This is a genomic window from Symbiopectobacterium purcellii (assembly GCF_019797845.1).
Classification (GTDB): Bacteria; Pseudomonadota; Gammaproteobacteria; order Enterobacterales; family Enterobacteriaceae; genus Symbiopectobacterium; species Symbiopectobacterium purcellii.
In genome coordinates this window covers 287,761-308,009 of sequence record NZ_CP081864.1, presented here as the reverse complement: position 1 = coordinate 308,009, position 20,249 = coordinate 287,761, and the positions used below count along the sequence as shown (strand labels likewise).

At 54.7% G+C, this 20,249-nt stretch carries 14 protein-coding genes and 2 pseudogenes; 5 read left to right on the top strand and 11 right to left on the bottom strand.

Annotated elements, in window-relative coordinates; translation table 11 throughout:
* Positions 1-9 precede the first annotated feature (9 nt).
* Entirely contained in the window at positions 10-582 is a 573-nt protein-coding gene (gene dolP / locus K6K13_RS01415) for a division/outer membrane stress-associated lipid-binding lipoprotein (RefSeq protein WP_222159233.1), read from the top strand.
* A 344-nt stretch (positions 583-926) separates the two neighbouring features.
* Here dolP and K6K13_RS23675 read toward each other — a convergent pair.
* The 5 genes and pseudogenes from K6K13_RS23675 to mnmL all read right to left on the bottom strand — a co-directional run.
* Positions 927-1,658, bottom strand: a pseudogene (locus K6K13_RS23675) (alginate lyase family protein); the annotation flags it as partial.
* A 361-nt stretch (positions 1,659-2,019) separates the two neighbouring features.
* Positions 2,020-2,754: pseudogene (mtgA, locus tag K6K13_RS01405) on the bottom strand (monofunctional biosynthetic peptidoglycan transglycosylase).
* Positions 2,751-3,404, bottom strand: a complete 654-nt coding sequence (gene elbB, locus K6K13_RS01400; protein WP_222160926.1) for an isoprenoid biosynthesis glyoxalase ElbB — start codon at positions 3,402-3,404, stop codon at positions 2,751-2,753. The pseudogene mtgA and the gene elbB overlap by 4 nt, the downstream one beginning before the upstream one ends.
* Positions 3,405-3,744: 340 nt before the next feature.
* Positions 3,745-6,093 (bottom strand): aerobic respiration two-component sensor histidine kinase ArcB, encoded by a 2,349-nt coding sequence (gene arcB, locus K6K13_RS01395; RefSeq protein WP_222159231.1) that lies wholly within the window; start codon positions 6,091-6,093, stop codon positions 3,745-3,747.
* Between the two features lie 85 nt (positions 6,094-6,178).
* The gene (gene mnmL / locus K6K13_RS01390; RefSeq protein ID WP_222159230.1) at positions 6,179-7,111 is read right to left on the bottom strand and encodes a tRNA modification radical SAM protein MnmL/YtqA; all 933 of its coding nucleotides are present in this window, start codon (positions 7,109-7,111) and stop codon (positions 6,179-6,181) included.
* A 674-nt stretch (positions 7,112-7,785) separates the two neighbouring features.
* On the opposite strand from mnmL, the gene gltB reads away from it, so the two are divergent.
* Complete coding sequence (gltB, locus tag K6K13_RS01385; RefSeq protein WP_222159229.1) at positions 7,786-12,246, top strand: glutamate synthase large subunit; 4,461 nt, start codon at positions 7,786-7,788, stop codon at positions 12,244-12,246.
* Between the two features lie 9 nt (positions 12,247-12,255).
* Positions 12,256-13,674: a glutamate synthase small subunit gene (locus K6K13_RS01380; protein ID WP_222159228.1), complete on the top strand. Its 1,419-nt coding sequence runs from the start codon at positions 12,256-12,258 to the stop codon at positions 13,672-13,674.
* 53 nt (positions 13,675-13,727) lie between these two features.
* On the opposite strand, the gene K6K13_RS01375 is transcribed toward K6K13_RS01380, so the two are convergent.
* From K6K13_RS01375 to zapE, 6 genes are all read right to left on the bottom strand, one after another.
* On the bottom strand, positions 13,728-14,144 hold the full coding sequence (locus tag K6K13_RS01375) for a GFA family protein (RefSeq protein WP_350338146.1): 417 nt from the start codon (positions 14,142-14,144) through the stop codon (positions 13,728-13,730).
* A 96-nt stretch (positions 14,145-14,240) separates the two neighbouring features.
* Positions 14,241-14,738, bottom strand: coding sequence for a ClpXP protease specificity-enhancing factor (sspB, locus tag K6K13_RS01370; RefSeq protein ID WP_222159227.1), 498 nt, complete (start codon positions 14,736-14,738; stop codon positions 14,241-14,243).
* 6 nt (positions 14,739-14,744) lie between these two features.
* Entirely contained in the window at positions 14,745-15,386 is a 642-nt protein-coding gene (sspA, locus tag K6K13_RS01365) for a stringent starvation protein SspA (RefSeq protein ID WP_222159226.1), read from the bottom strand.
* Positions 15,387-15,741: 355 nt separating this feature from the next.
* Positions 15,742-16,134, bottom strand: a complete 393-nt coding sequence (rpsI, locus tag K6K13_RS01360) for a 30S ribosomal protein S9 (protein WP_195314295.1) — start codon at positions 16,132-16,134, stop codon at positions 15,742-15,744.
* Between the two features lie 15 nt (positions 16,135-16,149).
* Entirely contained in the window at positions 16,150-16,578 is a 429-nt protein-coding gene (gene rplM / locus K6K13_RS01355; RefSeq protein ID WP_196908474.1) for a 50S ribosomal protein L13, read from the bottom strand.
* Positions 16,579-16,825: 247 nt separating this feature from the next.
* A complete protein-coding gene (gene zapE, locus K6K13_RS01350) occupies positions 16,826-17,977 on the bottom strand; it encodes a cell division protein ZapE (RefSeq protein WP_222159225.1) in 1,152 nt (383 codons plus the stop codon).
* A gap of 235 nt (positions 17,978-18,212) precedes the next feature.
* Between zapE and zapG the strand changes: the two genes are divergently transcribed.
* Both zapG and degQ read left to right on the top strand, forming a co-directional pair.
* Positions 18,213-18,617 (top strand): Z-ring associated protein ZapG, encoded by a 405-nt coding sequence (zapG, locus tag K6K13_RS01345; RefSeq protein ID WP_222159224.1) that lies wholly within the window; start codon positions 18,213-18,215, stop codon positions 18,615-18,617.
* Positions 18,618-18,846: 229 nt separating this feature from the next.
* Positions 18,847-20,217, top strand: a complete 1,371-nt coding sequence (gene degQ, locus K6K13_RS01340) for a serine endoprotease DegQ (protein WP_222159223.1) — start codon at positions 18,847-18,849, stop codon at positions 20,215-20,217.
* Positions 20,218-20,249: the final 32 nt, after the last annotated feature.

The window sequence follows — 20,249 nt, the reverse complement described above, 5'->3', positions numbered from 1 at the left end:
AGCACCCCCATGAGGATATGTTCTGCATTTGCCGTGCTGTCTGTCGCCCTGTTGCTGCAAGGTTGTATTGGCGTCGCTGCCGTTGGCGGTGCTGTTGCTACCAAGACTGCGACCGACCCACGCTCAGTTGGCACGCAGGTGGATGATGGTACATTGGAAGTCCGTGTCTCCAACGCCATCAGCAAAGATCAGCAGTTATCCAAAGACGCGCGCATCGTCGCGACAGCCTATCAGGGTAAGGTGTTGCTGACCGGGCAAGCCCCCACCACCGACTTGGCCAGCCGGGCGAAACAGATAGCCATGGGCGTGGATGGTGCGACGGAAGTCTATAACGAGATCCGTAAAGGCACCCCAGTCTCCATGGGCACCGCTTCCATGGATACCTGGATCACCACCAAAGTGCGCTCCCAGTTGCTTGCCACTGATACGGTAAAATCATCCAACGTGAAAGTGACGACCGAGAACGGTGAAGTCTTCCTGTTGGGTCTGGTCACCCAGCGCGAAGGGCGTTCTGCTGCTGAGATTGCCAGCAAAGTGAGTGGCGTGAAACACGTGACGACAGCGTTCACCTTCTTGGAATGATCGCTCGTCGTAGCAAAAAAAAGGGTGCCTCGGCACCCTTTTTCATTTTCCGGCATTCGAATTATGCGCCGGGTGCACTGGCCAGCGATGAGAGCAGCCAAACGTCGCGTCTCTTGACCAATTTCGCCGCCGAGATCCTGCTTGTCACGCGACTTACCGGACAGGAAAGTGGAAAATCCTGCTTTTTCAATTCGATTACGGTAACGCGTATTTCCCTTGGCCTCATCCACCCGCAGCATCAGAGGAATTAACCGCGCGCTTTTTTGATCGAACGATTTGTAAGGCCAGCGGTTATCTTTATCCAGATAAGGGGCCAGGAAATTAAAGGCATTTGCGATACCGCTGCCTTGCGGCGTGCGATAGCGCCACAGATCTTCACCCACTTTGTCTGCCAATACCCCCATGTTGGTAATGGCTTGCAGGTTGAAATAGCTGTAGTGAAAGGAGCGGGTGCGAGACAGCTCTTCCGGCTGGGCGCCGTCATCCTGAATCTGGTGATTCAGCTTGGTACGCTGTAGCGCGGCCATCGCAGAAACGACGTCTTTCTTGTCGAGATACCAGGCGATACCGGCCACCTGCGCAGCGTACCAGCTACCGTGGTTGTTCTTCGCTTCCGATTCCCGCTTCGCCAGCTTACTGGTCTGCAACCACCCCAGATAGGCCATCATCCACTCACGCATCTGTGCGTCATCCTCTTTTTTCCATCCTTGGTAGTCGCGCAACATAATCAGCGCATCCACAATGCGGGTGGAGAAGTAGCGTCCGTCGAGCACGCCCGCCCCGCGTCCTGGCGCAATACCTGGCACACCCTGGGCGAAATCAAGGTTGGGATTCATGCGGGTTTCTGGGTCGATAAACCAGGTGCGAATCAGCGAAATGGCCTTATCGGCATAGGCAGCGTTATCAGAGAAGTACCAGGCTAATGTCAGTGTGTACACCTGATCGGTAAAATCTTCCAACCGAACGCCGTCGATGTCATCACTCTTGCTGACAGGGTTTATAACGCCGTCACGGCGCACCCAAGGCAATCCATTAGATTTGTTGCTATCGGGCCACCAGTAGACGCTGAGGCTCATATAATCGTGTTTAGAGCCACTGGGTGGCGTCATACCCTTTTCCGTCACGCTCGGGTTGGGTTTGTTGAGCGCTTTTTCTGCCTGAGCGATCAGTTCGGTGTAAGCGAGTCGCGTTTGCGGTTTCTCCGTGCCCTGCCGCAGTTGCTGCTTGACCGTCGTCAGCACCGACTGCTGTAGAAACGCGTAAGGATCGTCGTGACGTTCCTGCGCCTGTACCTGTGCCTCTGCCTGCATGACGACACCGCCAATAACCCACAGCATCAGCGCACACACGCGTGCCAGCCTGTTAAACATCACCACTCGCATAACTTCCCCTTTCAACGATAGTCAAACGCACGAACGGCACAGGGCAAGCCAGCCTTCAACGCAGTCCGTTAGTCCGCAAAAACGCTTCGCCCCCTATCTGGGACATTTGACGCAGTATCCACTGCTGGCGTTAGCTCACATAGCGTGACGGTGCGTTAACCCGAAAGCGTATCGGATTCGGCAACACCGCCGCCAGCAACGCCGCCTCACCTGCCGTCAAGCGGCTGGCGGGCTTGTTGAAGAAGTGCTGTGCCGCCTGCTGCACGCCGAAAATCCCCGGCCCGAACTCTACAATATTCAGGTAGACCGTCAAAATGCGCCGTTTGGTCCAGACCAGTTCAACCCCCACTGTGATACCTGCTTCCAGCCCTTTACGCAACCAGCTTCGTCCATCCCACAGAAGCAGGTTTTTCACCATTTGCTGCGTGAGCGTCGAGCCACCGCGCACCCGCGCACCGTCACGCTCATTGTGCGCCAGCGCTGCCCGGATGGCGGCCATATCAAACCCGGCGTGTTCCGGGAATTTTTGATCTTCAGCGGCGATCACCGCCAGCGCCATCACGGGCGCTATCTCATCCATCGGCACCCACGTCGAGCGAGCAACGTAAGAAAAATCTCCGCTCAGCCAGGCGCTCACCTGCCGCTCCACCATCACGGCAGAAAACGGAACCGGCAAAAACGCGAACACAAAAATCCCCGCCAGCCACAGGCCAAGCAACGAGAGAACGCTGCGTAGTACCCAGCGTTTTATCCCAGGGATCACACCGCGTTTTTTGCCCCACCCTTTCATTCGGTAAAGCCCAGAACACGCTCAACCAGTTTATCGATGCCTTTGGCCGCCTCGCTAATGGAGTTCGCCAGCATGTAGGCAGGCGTCGTCACCACTTTGTGTTGCGCATCCACCACAATATCATCCACCGGACAAACAATGTGCGTACCGCCCATTTCTTCTATACATTCTGCGGTATCGATATCATTTCCAATTGTAACTCTTACCGACTCCCCCAGCAGTTTTGGCAACAGCGCCGGAGCGATGCAAATAAAACCAATTGGTTTGTTCTGCTTATAAATTTCTTGCGTGAGTAATGCCAATGATTCATCAACCCGACACGCCGCGCCTTTGGTCGCGAAATCACTGAGATTCTTCGCTGCGCCAAAACCGCCGGGAACAATTAACGCATCCAATTGGCTGGCATCCGCCTGCGACAGTGGCAGAATGTTTCCACGGGTGATACGCGCGGACTCGACTAAAATATTGCGATTCTCACCAGTTACTTCACCCGTCAGATGATTAACCACATGAAATTGTGGCTTATCAGGGGCAAAACATACCGCCTGAGCCCCCGCACGATCGACGGCAAGCAGCGTCAGCACTGCTTCGTGAATTTCGGCGCCATCATAGACGCCGCAACCGCTCAGAACGATGCCGACTCGTTTCATCATATTTTCCTTCATTTCATTACATCAACTAATTGATTTTTTGATTGACAAACACTAATCTACATCACACATTTTAATGATTCTTGTAACAAAGATTTCTGCATTTGCTATTTTGTTGCTTGAGCGGTTCGTCACCTTACGACGTTGCGAATACTCGCACCTGCTAACTGAAACTGCTGATAATTATCAAGCAGGTGCATAGTTTCCCTGGTGTTGGCGCATAATTCGCGCACCCCGGCCTCGGTCGGGGTCATTTTTTTTTAGGCCCCTGAAAATCCTTTTCGCCCCAACCTCACCCTGTTCACACCACTCCTAAACGCATTGAGCCTACGTGCGCCCGCTATTTGCGGGCGCGTTTTTCCTGTTCAGCCACCCACGCTTTCAATACGTCAATATCGTGCAGCCAGTCGTGTTTCAGTTCGTCAATCCACTCCTGCACGTTGTCCCACCAGGCAGGCAAGGTTGTGGTCTGGATTTGCTGCGCCACCTGCTGTAGATGGCGTAACCCAACGGAACCGGCAGCACCTTTAATTTTGTGCCCCTCTTCCGCAATGCCTTTTTGATCGCGCGCTGTCATGTTGGAATCCAGCACGGCGAGATAGCCGGGCATCATCTGCTCAAACATGGCAACACTCTGATGGATCAGCGATGGCCCGACCAAATCCAGATATTGTTGCAACATGGGAATATCAAGCAACGCTTCTCGAACCGGTTCCTGCTCCGAAACGGTGGGAATGGCCTGCTCAGGCTCATCCGCGTAGTCCCAATAATGTTTAATAACAGCGGTTAATGCCGGCACCGCCAGCGGTTTGCTCAGCACATCGTCCATACCCGCGTCGAGATACTCTTTTTTATCACGCAGCACGTTAGCTGTTAGAGCAATCAGCGGCGGCAAGTCTTGTCCGGCATATTTTTTGCGCAGTTCACGCGCCACATCCAGCCCGGTCATGTCCGGCAGTTGGATATCCAGCAGCACCAGATCGAACTCGTCCGGATCGAACATCGTCAGCGCTTCCTGCCCGGTCATCGCCACTTCCACGCTGCTGCCCAGTTTCTCCAACACCGAACGCGCGACCACCACGTTCAGCTCGATGTCCTCCACCAGCAGCACGTTGAGCGCAGGTAACGGCAACTCATCCTCTCCACCGACAATCACCTCATCTTCCAGCGCCGGGGCGGTAACGGTCAGCGTAAAGCAAGAACCTTTGCCCTGCGTACTCGTGACATGGATATCGCCGCCCATGTTCTGCGCCAGACGTTTGGACACCGCCAGGCCAATACCAGTACCGGTCGCGGGTTTACCACCGTGTTTATCTTTTACCTGATAGTACATGGCGAAGATTTTCTCCAACTCATCCTCGGGGATGCCCATACCGGAGTCTTCGACATCAAAGCGCAGCAGGCTGTCCGCGTCATGCGAAACGCGCACTACGATTTTTCCTTTCTGGGTAAATTTCACCGCGTTACTGAGCAGGTTCCACAGAATCTGGCGCAGACGCGTACCATCGGTAATCACCCGTTGTGGTAACGGGGGATGCTGTTCAACGACCAGTTGCAACCCCTTCGGCTGCGCCAGCAAACCGCCCAGGTTTTCCAGATCTGCCAGGAAGCCAATAAAATCAATAGGCTGATTGTCCAGTTGCACCTTGCGGCGCTCCTGTTTGTCCATCTCGATCACGTCGTTAAAGATATTGCCCAGCGTGATGGCGCTGACATGCAGGGTTTTGAGGTATTTTTCCTGTTCCGCATCCAGATGGGTATCGAGCAGGATGCGGCTAAGGCCAACAATGCCATTAAGCGGCGTACGAAGCTCGTGGCTGATCGTTGAGATAAAAGTGGTCTTCTCCCTACTGGCGTTCTCTAACGCGTCCTGATAGCGCTTACGCTCGGTTATATCGCGTCCAAAACCCATTAGCCCGTGTCGTTTGCCCATTCGGTCGTAGAAAGGCACCTTACGCAGTTCAAAACAGGCTTTGCGCCCATCGGGATAGACCAGCCACTGCTCATAGGTAAGCGACACGTTGTGACGGAACACTTTCTCATCCGTTTCCATCACTTTTTCTGCCACGTCTGGGGTGTAGACGTCTTTCGGCGTCAGGCCTACCAGTTGTTTCTGACTGCGGCCCAGCAGCAGTTCCATCGCGCGGTTACACCCGGAAAACTCTTTATTTTCATTGCGGTAGTAAACCAAATCTGGCGAGGCATCCAGAAACGATCGTAACAGCGCAGATTGCTGCTCCAGTTCTACCTGCGCCTGTTCGCGGCCGGCAATCTCTTCTTTGAGCTTGCTCAGCATCATCAGGCGCGCCTCTTCTGCTTTTTCGCGATCGGCAATCTCCTGATTAAGCTGGGCAATATTGCCCTTGAGCTGCTCGTTCAGCGTCTGATCGCGCAGACGCATCTCCTCCAGCTTTGCCACCAGCTTAGCCAGACGTTGGCGCGACTCCTCCAACTGATCCACCACCACGGAGAGGAAATAGACCGCCCAGGGGGTAATCAATAGCCCGAAAAACACCGAACGGACCACATCGATGTCTTCGACCTTGCCGGTCAACAACAGCGTAACTGCCATCTGCACGGCCATCGCCAATAGCACCAGCACCGAGGCCAGCAACAGTGAAAAACGTACCAGCCCGAGCTTTACCATCAAATCGACGTAGTACTGCGCCAACAACCGGATCTGCTTCATAGAGAATTCCCTTGGATACCCACCGCGCCATCATAACGTAAAACCCAGCACGATGCGGTGAGACAATCACCACAACGCGTTAACATTATCCGAGGATAACCGGTTGATATGGCTGACCGAGCGCAGAGCCTTGCACCCCGTGAGCCTGAAGGTATAAATCCAGTTTCACCATCCCGGTCCAGCGGTTTTCGCACCATAGCGGCGCCAGCAGCGTCGGCCGTCGAGCGCTGGCAGAAATACGGTGAAACACCACGTCTGGCGGCGTGTGGCGAATCATCTCGCCTGCCGTGGCGACGTAAGTGGCAAGCGGTAATTCGCAGAGGCGTCCGGCGCGCCAGGCCTTAGCCATAATGCTGCCGTCAACGATGTGCAGAGGGTGAAGCTTGATACCCTCTACGCCGGTATCCACCACGCGTTGCAGCGTCGTCATGCAGTGATCGCGACTCTCGCCCGGCAGCCCGACAATCAGGTGGCAGCACACGCGCAGGCCGCGCTGATGCGCACGCTGCACCGTTTCCTGATAGCAGGCAAAATCGTGACCGCGATTGATGCGATGCAGCGTTTTATCCCAGGCGCTCTGTAGCCCCAGTTCCAGCCACACCTCATAGCCTTGTGCATGGTAACCTGCCAACAGATCCAGCACGCTGTCTGGCACACAATCAGGACGCGTTCCCACGCACAGGCCAACAATCTCAGCTTGTTGCAACGCTTCCTGATAAAGCCGGTCCAGCATCTGCACTTCGCCATAGGTGCTGGTGTAGGCCTGAAAATAGGCCAGATAGCGCTTGGCGCGATTGACCTTGCCCGCCTGCGTGCTGAGTTGCTCCGCAATGCTTTGGCGTTGCATGGTTTCATCGGCAAAAGAGGCCACATTGCAGAACGTGCAACCGCCCCGTCCGAGCGTGCCATCCCGATTGGGGCAGTTAAAGCCGCCGTGCAGCGTCAGTTTATGAATCTTTTCGCCATAACGACGTTGTAAATCCCCGCCAAACATATTGATTAATTTTTGCAATTGCATATTCTAACCTACCCCCTGAGGGAAAGCAGACTACCCTTCTCTTCCAGCGTTCGCGATGACCGCGATCAATCACGCACACCCCAATGAAATGCATTTTTATTCGCTTTTAGTGAAAATAAACTCACATCCATGCTGATTAAATTTTCTAATCCCCTACGCGCGCGTCATGAAAAGATGAAGCGTTACTTAAAAAGAGTTTCATTAAATCTAAAAGTGGATATCCACAGCAGAATATTCTATAACGTAGAGATAACGCAGCAGGGTGACGAGATGTTCACGCTTTTGCATAGTGATACAGCTCACACTTCATTCAGCCGTCGATGTGCAGCCCAACGGAGATTTTTTCAAAAAAATCATTTTTTTCATAATCATAACTAAAAATTATCCCTTAATCGCACATTTTGCATTGATATTTGACCTGAACTGGCTTTCTCGCTAATTTGGGAGTCCGCTGGAAGCTTTCCCGACGAGTCCGCGACTCGTCATATTTATGCAGTTAGAAAAGAAAGACTCCCTCTTAAAGCAAGTCATAGTCCACTTGTAAGACCGTCACGAGAGGCCGAAGAAGAGAACGGCAGGATGCGCGACCCCGCCATCCGCCACCGTTCAACGCCACGGTGCCGAACGAAGTAGGTTGTGAGAGTCACACAGAGCCTGGGGAGGTTCACTGAGATATGTTGTACGATGCATCCCAAGAGAGAGACAACTGTGGTTTCGGATTGATCGCCCATATAGAAGGTGAACCGAGCCACAAGGTCGTGCGTACTGCGATTCACGCACTGGCCCGTATGCAGCACCGTGGCGCGATCCTTGCTGACGGCAAGACCGGCGACGGCTGCGGCTTGTTATTACAAAAACCCGATCGTTTCTACCGACTGGTGGCCGAAGAGCACGGCTGGCGGTTGGCAAAGAACTACGCCGTGGGCATGATGTTCCTCAATCAGGACCAGGATCTGGCCCGAGCGGCGCGCCGCATTGTGGAAGAAGAGCTGCAAAACGAAACCTTGTCCGTACTGGGATGGCGTGAAGTCCCCACCAACCCGGACGTGCTCGGTGAAATTGCCCTCTCCTCACTGCCGCGCATCGAACAGATTTTTGTCAATGCCCCGGCGGGATGGTCGCCGCGCGATATGGAGCGCCGCCTGTTCATGGCGCGCCGCCGTATTGAAAAACGGATTCAGGATAAAGAGTTCTACGTTTGTAGCTTCTCCAATCTGATCAATATCTATAAAGGTCTGTGTATGCCGGCGGATCTGCCGCGCTTTTACCTGGACCTGGCGGATTTGCGTCTGGAATCGGCCATCTGCCTGTTCCACCAACGCTTCTCCACCAACACCGTGCCGCGTTGGCCGCTGGCCCAGCCGTTCCGCTATCTGGCGCATAACGGTGAAATCAACACCATTGCCGGTAACCGTCAATGGGCGCGCGCGCGCGCCTACAAGTTCAAAACGCCGCTGATCCCCGATCTGCAAGATGCCGCTCCGTTCGTTAACGAAACCGGCTCTGACTCCAGCTCACTGGATAACATGCTGGAGCTGTTCCTGAGCGGCGGGATGGATATCGTGCGTGCCATGCGTTTGCTGGTGCAGCCCGCCTGGCAGAACAACCCGGATATGGACCCGGAACTGCGTTCGTTCTTTGACTTTAACTCCATGCATATGGAGCCATGGGACGGCCCGGCCGGTATCGTCATGTCCGATGGTCGCTATGCGGCCTGTAACCTCGACCGTAACGGTCTGCGCCCGGCGCGCTACGTCATCACCAAAGACAAGCTGATCACCTGCGCCTCTGAAGTGGGGATTTGGGATTATCAGCCGGACGAAGTGGTGGAAAAAGGTCGCGTTGGCCCCGGCGAACTGATGGTTATAGATACCCTCGAAGGCCGCATTCTGCACTCCAACGAAACCGATAACGACCTCAAAGGCCGTCACCCGTACAAAGAGTGGATGGAACGCAACGCCAAACGTCTGGTGCCGTTTGAAGAACTGCCGGACGACCAGGTTGGCAGCCGTAAGCTGGATGACAACCTGCTGGAAACTTACCAGAAGCAGTTCGGCTACAGCAGCGAAGAGCTGGACCAAATCCTGCGCGTACTGGGCGAAAACGGCCAGGAAGCCACCGGTTCCATGGGGGATGACACCCCGTTTGCCGTGCTCTCCAGCCGTCCGCGTATCATTTACGACTATTTCCGTCAGCAGTTTGCCCAGGTGACCAACCCGCCAATCGATCCGCTGCGTGAAGCGCACGTGATGTCGCTGGCGACCTGTATTGGCCGCGAAATGAACGTATTCTGCGAAGCCGAAGGGCAAGCGCACCGTTTGAGTTTCAAATCGCCAATCCTGTTGTACTCCGACTTTACGCAGTTGCTCACCCAAGATCAGCAGCACTATCGCGCGGAAACGCTGGATCTGACCTTCGATCCGCGCGAGCAATCATTGCAGCAAACCGTTGAGGCGCTGTGTGAAGAGGCCGAACGCAAAGTACGTGAAGGGGCGGTGTTACTGGTGCTTTCCGACCGCGCCATCAGCGATCACCGTTTACCGGTTCCGGCACCGATGGCAGTGGGGGCGATACAACACCGTCTGGTGGAAAAGAGCCTGCGCTGCGATGCCAACCTGATTGTTGAAACCGCCAGCGCCCGCGATCCGCACCACTTCGCCGTGCTGCTGGGCTTCGGCGCTACGGCTATCTATCCGTATCTGGCGTATGAGTCATTGGCGCGATTTGTGGATAACCACACCATTGAGAAGCCTTACCGTGCCGTAATGCTCAACTACCGCAACGGCATCAACAAAGGGCTGTATAAGATCATGTCCAAAATGGGCATCTCTACTATCGCCTCGTACCGGTGTTCCAAGCTGTTTGAAGCGGTGGGCCTGCACAAAGAGCTGTCTGCGCTCTGCTTCCACGGTGTGGTGAGCCGTATTGGTGGTGCCAACTTCGGTGATTTTGAGCAAGACCTGCAAAATCTGGCGAAACGCGCCTGGTTGAAGCGCAAAACGCTGGAACAGGGTGGCCTGCTGAAATTCGTTTACGACGGCGAGTACCACGCCTATAACCCGGATGTGGTTAACAGTCTGCAACAAGCCGTGAAAAGCGGCGAATACAGCGACTACCTGGAATATGCCAAACACGTCAACGAACGCCCGGTGGCGACGCTGCGCGACCTGCTGGCCATTAAACCGCAGGAAGGCGTAGCCATTCCGGTTGACGACGTAGAACCGGCCAGCGAGCTGTTTAAACGCTTTGACACCGCCGCCATGTCCATCGGTGCGCTGAGCCCCGAAGCCCATGAGTCTCTGGCGGAAGCCATGAACACCATTGGTGGTAACTCCAACTCCGGTGAGGGTGGTGAAGATCCGGCGCGTTACGGCACCAATAAAGTGTCACGCATCAAGCAGGTGGCCTCTGGTCGCTTCGGTGTGACCCCCGCTTATCTGGTCAACGCTGACGTGATTCAGATTAAAGTGGCACAGGGAGCCAAACCGGGTGAAGGCGGTCAGTTACCGGGTGATAAAGTGACGCCGTACATCGCCAGGCTGCGTTATTCCGTGCCGGGCGTAACGCTGATTTCGCCGCCACCGCACCACGATATTTACTCCATCGAAGACTTGGCTCAGTTGATTTTTGACCTCAAGCAGGTCAATCCGAAAGCGATGATTTCGGTCAAGCTGGTTTCCGAACCGGGCGTGGGCACCATTGCGACCGGTGTAGCCAAAGCCTATGCCGACCTGATCACTATCGCCGGGTATGACGGCGGCACCGGTGCCAGCCCGCTCAGTTCAGTGAAATATGCTGGCTGCCCGTGGGAACTGGGACTGGTGGAAACCCAGCAAGCGCTGGTGGCTAACGGCTTGCGCCACAAAATCCGTCTGCAAGTGGACGGCGGTCTGAAAACCGGTGTCGATATCATCAAAGCGGCGATTCTGGGTGCAGAAAGCTTCGGCTTCGGCACCGGCCCAATGGTCGCACTCGGCTGTAAATACCTGCGTATTTGCCACCTGAACAACTGCGCGACCGGCGTTGCTACACAGGATGACAAACTGCGCCGCGATCACTACCACGGCCTGCCAGAGCGTGTGATCAACTACTTCAACTTTATTGCCCAGGAAACTCGCATGCTGATGGCGGAGCTGGGTGTTAGTCAACTGGTTGATTTGATTGGTCGTACCGATCTGCTGGTGGAACTGGATGGCTTCACCGCCAAGCAGAACAAGCTGGATCTCTCTGCACTGCTGCAAACCGCGCAACCGCAGCCGGGCAAAGCGCTGTACTGCACCGAGAGCAACCCGCCGTTCGATGAAGGTCTGTTGAACAAGGCGCTGCTGTCTCAGGCGCAACCGCACATCGCAGCAAAACAGAGTAAAGCGCTCTACTTTGACATCCGCAACACCGACCGTTCCGTCGGCGCAACGCTGTCCGGTGCCATTGCCGCTCAGCACGGCGATCAAGGTCTGGCAAGCGACCCGATCAAAGCCAACTTCTCTGGCACAGCCGGACAAAGCTTCGGCGTATGGAACGCAGGCGGCGTCGAACTGACGTTGACCGGCGACGCCAACGACTATGTGGGCAAAGGCATGGCTGGCGGCTGCATCTCCGTGCGTCCACCGGTCGGCTCCGCGTTCCGCAGCCATGAGGCGAGCATTATCGGCAACACCTGTCTGTACGGCGCTACTGGTGGCAAGCTGTTTGCCGCAGGCCGCGCGGGCGAACGTTTCGGCGTGCGTAACTCCGGTGCCATCACCGTGGTGGAAGGCATTGGCGACAACGGCTGTGAATACATGACGGGCGGTATCGTCTGCGTATTGGGCCGCACCGGCGTCAACTTTGGCGCAGGCATGACCGGCGGTTTTGCCTACGTACTGGATGAAGACGGCGAGTTCCGTAAACGCGTCAACCCTGAGTTGGTGGAAGTGCTGTCGGTCGATGACCTGGCGATTCACGAAGAGCACTTGCGCGGCCTGATCACCGAGCACGTGCAGCATACGGGCTCCCATCGCGGCGAAGATATCCTCGCCAACTGGCCAGTCTGGGCGCCGCGTTTCGCGCTGGTGAAACCCAAATCGAGTGATGTGAAGGCATTATTAGGGCATCGTAGTCGTTCCGCAGCCGAATTGCGGGTTCAGGCGCAGTAAGAGGGCATTATGAGTCAGAACGTTTATCAATTTATCGACTTACAGCGCGTAGATCCGCCGAAGAAGCCGTTAAAGATTCGCAAAATCGAGTTCGTGGAAATCTACGAACCCTTTTCCGAAAGCCAGTCCAAGGCGCAGGCAGACCGCTGCCTCGCCTGCGGTAACCCCTATTGCGAATGGAAGTGCCCGGTACACAACTACATTCCCAACTGGCTGAAGCTGGCGAACGAAGGGCGCATTATCGAAGCGGCTGAGCTGTCACACCAAACCAACAGCTTGCCGGAAGTGTGCGGACGCGTTTGCCCGCAGGACAGACTGTGTGAAGGCTCCTGTACGCTTAATGCGGAATTTGGCGCGGTCACCATTGGCAATATCGAACGCTACATCAATGATAAAGCGATCGAAATGGGCTGGAAGCCCAACCTGTCTCACGTGAAACCCACCGGCAAGCGTGTTGCTATTGTGGGCGCGGGCCCGGCAGGGTTGGCGTGTGCTGACGTACTGGCACGCAGCGGTGTGCAGGCGGTGGTGTTTGATCGTCATCCTGAAATTGGCGGATTGCTGACCTTCGGGATTCCGGCCTTCAAGCTGGAGAAAGAGGTGATGATCAAACGCCGCGAAATCTTCAGCGAGATGGGCATTGAGTTCCAGCTCAATACCGAGATTGGCAAAGACATCGCACTGGAGACCCTGCTCGCCGATTACGACGCGGTATTCCTGGGTGTTGGCACCTACCAGTCAATGCGTGGCGGTTTGGAAAACGAGGACGCGCCGGGCGTGTACGACGCTCTGCCGTTCCTGATTGCCAACACCAAGCAACTGATGGGCTTTGAAACCGCGCCGGATGAACCCTATACCGACATGAGCGGCAAGCGCGTGGTGGTGCTGGGTGGTGGTGATACCGCGATGGACTGCGTGCGTACCTCGGTGCGCCACGGTGCAACCCACGTGACCTGTGCCTACCGTCGTGATGAAGTCAACATGCCCGGCTCCAAGCGCGAAGTGAAAAACGCGCGCGAAGAAGGCGTGGAATTTCTGTTCAACCTGCAACCGCTCAGCATCGAAATCAACGGTGCTGGTAAAGCCTGCGGCGTAAGAATGGCGCGTACTGAACTGGGTGCGCCGGATGCCAATGGCCGCCGTCGTCCTGAAATCGTTGAAGGCTCCGAGCATGTGCTGGAAGCAGACGCCGTGATCATGGCGTTTGGTTTCCGTCCGCACAAGATGGACTGGCTGGCGAAACACGGCGTGGACCTGGACAGCCAGGGACGCATCGTGGCTCCAGAGCAGAGCGAGAGCGCGTTCCAGACCAGCAACCCGAAAATCTTCGCCGGTGGCGATGCGGTACGCGGTTCCGATCTGGTGGTGACCGCCATTGCCGAAGGCCGCAAGGCCGCGGATGGCATCATGAACTATCTGGAAGTGTAATCAGAACGCTATCCATCAAGGCGGCGCAAGCCGCCTTTTTCTTGTGCGCAGGTCTAGCTATTGCTATTGAACTGATCGAGGATGTCCTGCTCCGTCAGCATCGGTGTCTGTTGCGCGAAATCATAAAAATCCGGTTTGCTTTCAATATAAATCTGGCTCACCAGCCGCTTGCGATCGTCTGGGAATATCCCCGCAGACAGTTCATAGGTTTGCGTTTCCAGCAGCAGGTAATAGAGATGAGTGCCACAGATTCGGCAGAATGTACGCTCGGCCCATTCTGACGAGCGGTAATGCGTAACGTTCTCTTCACCGTGCAGCACCACGTCGTGTTTGCACTCAACCGCCAACAGCGGTCCCCCGCCCCACTGGCGGCACATATTGCAATGACATACGCTGACGTCATGCACGCACGCTTCCGGTACTTGGACGGTGACTGCGCCGCATAAGCACTGGCCCTTGGTCATTTTCATCGCGCTCTCCTGCCGCAAACGGTTATCGATGATTCATCAACGCTGTTGCCATAAAAAAGGGGCATACCGACGGTTGCCCCTTTTCTGTGAATGTGGTTATTTCACCACGCGTAACGATGGTCTCCCACCGCGCGGCGCCGGAGGCGGATCGTCATCAGGTGGGTTAGTTTCCGTCACGTTGTCTTGTTGCTCGTTATCCACAACCGACATCACCACACCCGGCGTCAATGCCTCACCCTGCGTATCCGTGAGGTTATCCAGCTCATAGGCAGGCTCAGGCTCAAACATGGTGCCAGCACCGTTTTCACGGGCGTAAATAGCCAGCACGGCGGCCATCGGGACATAAACCTGACGCGGTACCCCGCCAAAGCGGGCGTTAAAACGCACGCTGTCATCAGCCAGCTCCAAGCCACCTACCGCACGCTGCGCGATATTCAGTACAATCTGCCCATCGCGGGCGAATTCCATTGGCACCATCACGCCCGGCAGCGATACATCAACCACCAGATGCGGCGTTAATTGATTATCCAGCAGCCAATCATAAAAAGCCCGCAACAGATACGGACGGCGCGGAGACAGTTGAGACAACGCCATACAGGTTTAACCTCGGGTGTGCAAACGGATTTCACGCTCAGCTTCGGTCAGGGATGCCAGGAAAGCATCACGTTCGAAGACACGCGTCATATAACCTTTCAGCTCTTTCGCCCCTGCGCCCGTCAATTCGATGCCCAGCAGCGGCAAACGCCACAGCAGCGGAGCCAGATAGCAATCGACCAGGCTGAACTCTTCGCTCATAAAATAAGGCGCTTCATTGAACACAGGTGCAACGGCAAGTAACTCTTCGCGCAGTTGTTTACGCGCCGCATCCGCTTCTTGTGCATTCCCCTGCATAATTTTTTTCAGGAGAGAATACCAATCGGATTCAATGCGGTGCATCATCAGACGGCTGGTACCGCGCGCTACCGGGTAAACCGGCATCAGCGGAGGATGAGGGAAACGCTCATCAAGGTACTCCATGATGATACGAGATTCATACAGCGTCAGTTCACGATCGACCAGCGTCGGCACGGAGCCATAGGGATTGAGGTCAATAAGATCCTGTGGCAGGTTATCCATATCCACCAGCTCAATCTCGACACTCACGCCCTTTTCCGCCAAGACAATGCGAACCTGATGGCTAAAAATGTCGGACTGACCAGAAAACAGCGTCATCACCGAACGTTTGTTGGCAGCGACAGCCATGAAAACCTCCAAGTTTATCGAGAAATACGACTAATAACTAAACGGCGCTATCCTGCATAGCCCGGAATCACTGTACGTGATTGTCCACAAGAAAAACGTCTGGCGGCATCAACATTCGGGAAAATTGCCGGCTGGCATACAGGCACAAAATCGGCAAATAGTTTACCAGATTTTGTGCGTTCTGTGGTGAAAGAAGCGCAATTTCATTACTAACCCTCAGAAATGCAGGATTATTTTTTTATCTGATGAGGTGAAATACAGGCAGAATTAACCCGATGAGCCGAATGCAAGACAAAAAAAACCCGATGCAAGCACCGGGTTTTTTGCGTTGATTTGCAGCGATAAACGCCAGAAATTAACGTTTGGAGTACTGAGGACGGCGACGTGCTTTACGCAGACCGACTTTCTTACGTTCAACTTCACGTGCGTCACGGGTAACGAAGCCCGCTTTACGCAGTTCAGAACGCAGAGACTCATCGTACTCCATCAGCGCACGGGTGATACCATGACGAATGGCACCCGCTTGACCGGAAATACCACCACCTTTAACGGTGATGTACAGATCCAGTTTGCCAACCATGTCGACCAGTTCCAGCGGTTGACGAACTACCATGCGGGCAGTTTCGCGACCAAAGTACTGTTCCAGGCTGCGCTGGTTGATGACGATATTGCCGTTACCCGGTTTGATAAACACGCGAGCAGCGGAACTTTTGCGGCGACCAGTGCCGTAGTATTGATTTTCAGCCATTGCCTATAATCCCGATTAAATGTCCAGAACTTGCGGTTGCTGTGCCGCGTGGTTGTGCTCGTTACCTGCGTAAACTTTCAGTTTACGGTACATAGCACGACCCAGCGGGCCCTTCGGCAGCATGCCTTTAACCGCGATTTCAATCACACGCTCAGGACGGCGGGCAATCATCTCTTCAAAGGTCGCTTGCTTGATACCACCGATGTGGCCGGTGTGGTGATAGTAAATCTTGTCGTTACGCTTGTTGCCAGTTACAGCAACTTTGTCAGCGTTCAGAACGATGATGTAATCACCGGTATCGACGTGCGGGGTGTATTCCGCTTTATGCTTACCGCGCAGACGGCGAGCCAGTTCAGTAGCCAGGCGGCCCAGAGTTTTACCGGTCGCGTCAACAACATACCAGTCGCGTTTGACGGTTTCTGGTTTAGCTGTAAAAGTTTTCATTAAAAGCTTACCCAATTTAAGTTACACGTTGGTGAACACCCAAACGCTTCAATAAATTCAGAAAAAAGTGTCGAGGTTCACACCGCATCTAGTCCAGCAAACCTACCCCTTCGAATAGCCATGCCGGCGCGATTAACGTTTCGGGAAAAAAACGTCGTTGTAACGTGGGGTCGCAAGATTATAGAGAAGTCGATAGCAAAGATCGACCTCTTTTCCACCAAAGCGCGATAAATTCCCCGTTGTCCGCTCAGGCAAGGTGCGGTTGGCTCAAATATTCTTCACTTTGCATCTCTTGCAGACGGGACAGGCAGCGCTGGTATTCAAATTTCAGGTGCTCGCCTTGATACAGCGCGAACATCGAGGTTTGTGCCGCGATCACCAGTTTGACCCGCCGCTCATAAAACTCATCCACCAATGCCAGAAAGCGGCGTGCCGCATTCTCCTCCTTACTCCCCATCACCGTCACGTTGTGCAGCAGTACCGTGTGGTAGAGGCGCGATAGCGCAATATAGTCATTCTGACTGCGCGCATCGAGACACAGCGTGGCAAAATCGACGGCCAGTACCCCCTCGCCCGCACTGAGCGTCGGCATCGATCGGTGGTTGATCTCCAGCACCGGTCCCGGCGCAGAGAATGCCCGGCCAGACAAGCGCGAGAACATCTGACGCATCTCAGCATCGGTTTCTGGCGACAACGGCGTCAGATAGAGATGCGCCTGCGTCAGGGTACGCAGGCGATAATCGATACCGGCATCCACATTGCGTACCTCGCAGTACTGCTTGATAAGATCGATAGCCGGCAAAAAGCGACTGCGTTGCAGGCCGTTGCGGTAGAGGTTATCCGGAGGAATGTTGGATGTGGCCACTAATGTAACGCCGCGGGCGAACAACGCGCGTAACAGTTCCGCCAACAGCATGGCATCGGTGATATCTGTAACGAAAAACTCATCAAAGCAGAGCACATCGGTCTGCGCTTTAAATCCATCGGCCACCTGTTCCAGCGGGTTCGGTTGTCCCTGTAGCTGGTTCAGTTCCTCGTGCACGCGCAGCATAAACCGATGAAAATGCAGCCGCAGCTTGCGCTCTGTGGGCAGGCTTTGGAAAAACAGATCCATCAGCCAAGTTTTGCCGCGCCCGACGCCCCCCCACATATAAAGCCCCTGCACCGGGTCCGCCGGCGGTTTATCCGCCAGCCCCAACCAGTGCCGCCAGCGGGTAAAACGGCCATCGGATACGGGAGTCTCCTGCGATGCTTCGCGCACTTGCAAGGCCTGATAAATACCGTGCAGCGCGATTACCGTTTGCCGTTGTACTTCATCAGGCTGATACTCGCCCACCGCCACTGCCTGCTGATAGTGCGCCAGTGGCCCAGCAAGCGGCAGCGTTGTCGGTTGTATCATCTCGGGTTCTCCCTTCATCCGTCATTTTCCGAAAAAAAGTTAGTCGTGTTTTATCGCCCGTTAACGGCGATTCGCTCCGCGATCGTCGCATTTTTCCATGATATCACCTGAAATAGATCCCAATTACCTTACAGCGTCGCGTTTCGGGACTCCACTCGGGCGGCGTTAGCGGTTATAGTGGCTATTATGAAGTGAAAAAACCCTACGGGACAACGACGTCGAAAGAGGTGTCTTTATGACTTGGGAGTATGCGCTAATAGGATTAGTTGTCGGCATCATCATCGGTGCTGTCGCCATGCGCTTTGGCAACCCTAAACTGCGGCAGCAACAAGCGCTGCAAAGCGAGTTGGAAAAGAGCAAAACCGAACTGGAGACCTATCGTCAGGAGTTGGTGGGCCATTTTGCCCACAGCGCTGAATTGTTGGACAACATGGCAAAAGATTACCGTCAGTTGTACCAGCACATGGCAAAAAGCTCTAGCAGCCTGCTGCCAGATTTGCCGATGCAGGATAACCCGTTTCGCTATCGCTTAACCGAAGCGGAAGCAGACAACGATCAGGCCCCGGTAGGCATGCCACCGCGCGATTATTCAGACGGCGCCTCAGGACTGCTGCGCGGTGAGCGCCCGCTGCGCAAATAACCCCCTGCGCACCACTGCGTGAAGGACACGATCCTTCACGCAGCCTACATCCCCGATACCCCTTCCCTGCACAGTTTGACGATAGTTACATTCCCTTGACGAAAGAGCAGTGAACTTTACACGTTATTCGCTGGTCGACTCTTCACCAGCCGTTTAAGTTTATATATCATCGTTTTATTCATAATCGACATACTGTCGATGGTTCGCAGGTTGTGAGAGATAACGTCAAATGAAGAAAAAATCATTATTATTCAGCGCACTGGCAGTAAGCATGAGCCTGGCATTGTCATCGCTTCCAGCAGCATTTGCCGCCCTGCCTGCCGTGGTGGAAGGTCAACAGTTACCCAGTCTGGCACCGATGTTGGAAAAGGTGCTGCCTGCGGTGGTCAGCGTGCATGTGGAAGGCACACAGACGCAGCGCCAACGCGTACCGGAAGAGTTTAAATTCTTTTTTGGCCCGAATGCACCGTCAGGCAAGCAGAACAGTCGCCCGTTTGAAGGCCTCGGTTCCGGCGTGATTATCGATGCGGCCAAAGGGTATGTACTGACCAATAACCACGTCATCAACAACGCCGATAAAATTCGTGTGCAGTTGAATGACGGTCGGGAATATGAAGCCAAACTGCTGGGTCGCGATGAGCAAAGCGACATCGCCCTGCTGCAACTGAACGATGCCAAAAATCTGCAAGAAGTTAAAATGGCGGACTCTGACCAACTGCGCGTCGGGGATTTCGCCGTTGCCGTGGGTAACCCGTTCGGCCTCGGCCAAACGGCCACCTCCGGCATCATCTCCGCGTTGGGTCGCAGCGGCCTGAATCTGGAAGGGTTAGAAAACTTTATCCAAACCGATGCCTCCATTAACCGTGGAAACTCCGGCGGTGCGCTGGTTAACCTCAACGGCGAGCTGATTGGGATCAACACTGCAATCCTGGCACCGGGCGGCGGCAACATCGGTATCGGTTTTGCCATTCCCAGCAACATGGCGCAAAACCTGGCGCAGCAGCTTATCAAGTTCGGTGAAGTGAAACGCGGCCTGTTAGGCATCAAAGGCAGCGAAATGACCGCCGACATGGCTAAAGCTTTCAAGGTGGAAGCGCAACGTGGGGCCTTCGTCAGCGAAGTATTACCAAAATCAGCCGCGGCTAAAGCGGGCATCAAAGCCGGTGATGTGCTGACATCACTGGACGGTAAGCCCATCAACAGCTTTGCTGAACTGCGCGCCAAAATCGGTACTACCGCGCCCGGTAAAACGGTGAAAATTGGCCTGCTGCGTGAAGGTAAACCGCTGGAACTTTCCGTGGTTCTCGATAATAACACCTCTGCCGCCACCAGCGCCGAAAGCCTGTCCCCGGCCTTGCAGGGCGCATCGCTAGCGAATGGTCAGGCGAAAGATGGCAGCAAAGGGGTACAAATCGAAGACGTCACTAAAGACACACCGGCAGCACAGGTGGGCTTGCAGAAAGGCGATATCATTATCGGCGTTAACCGTGAGCGGGTAGAAAACATCACCCAATTGCGCAAAATTCTGGAAAGCAAACCCAGCGTGCTGGCGCTGAACGTGATGCGTGGCGAAGAAACGATTTACCTGCTGTTACGCTAATACAATATATTGTCTCAATACTATAAAATCGG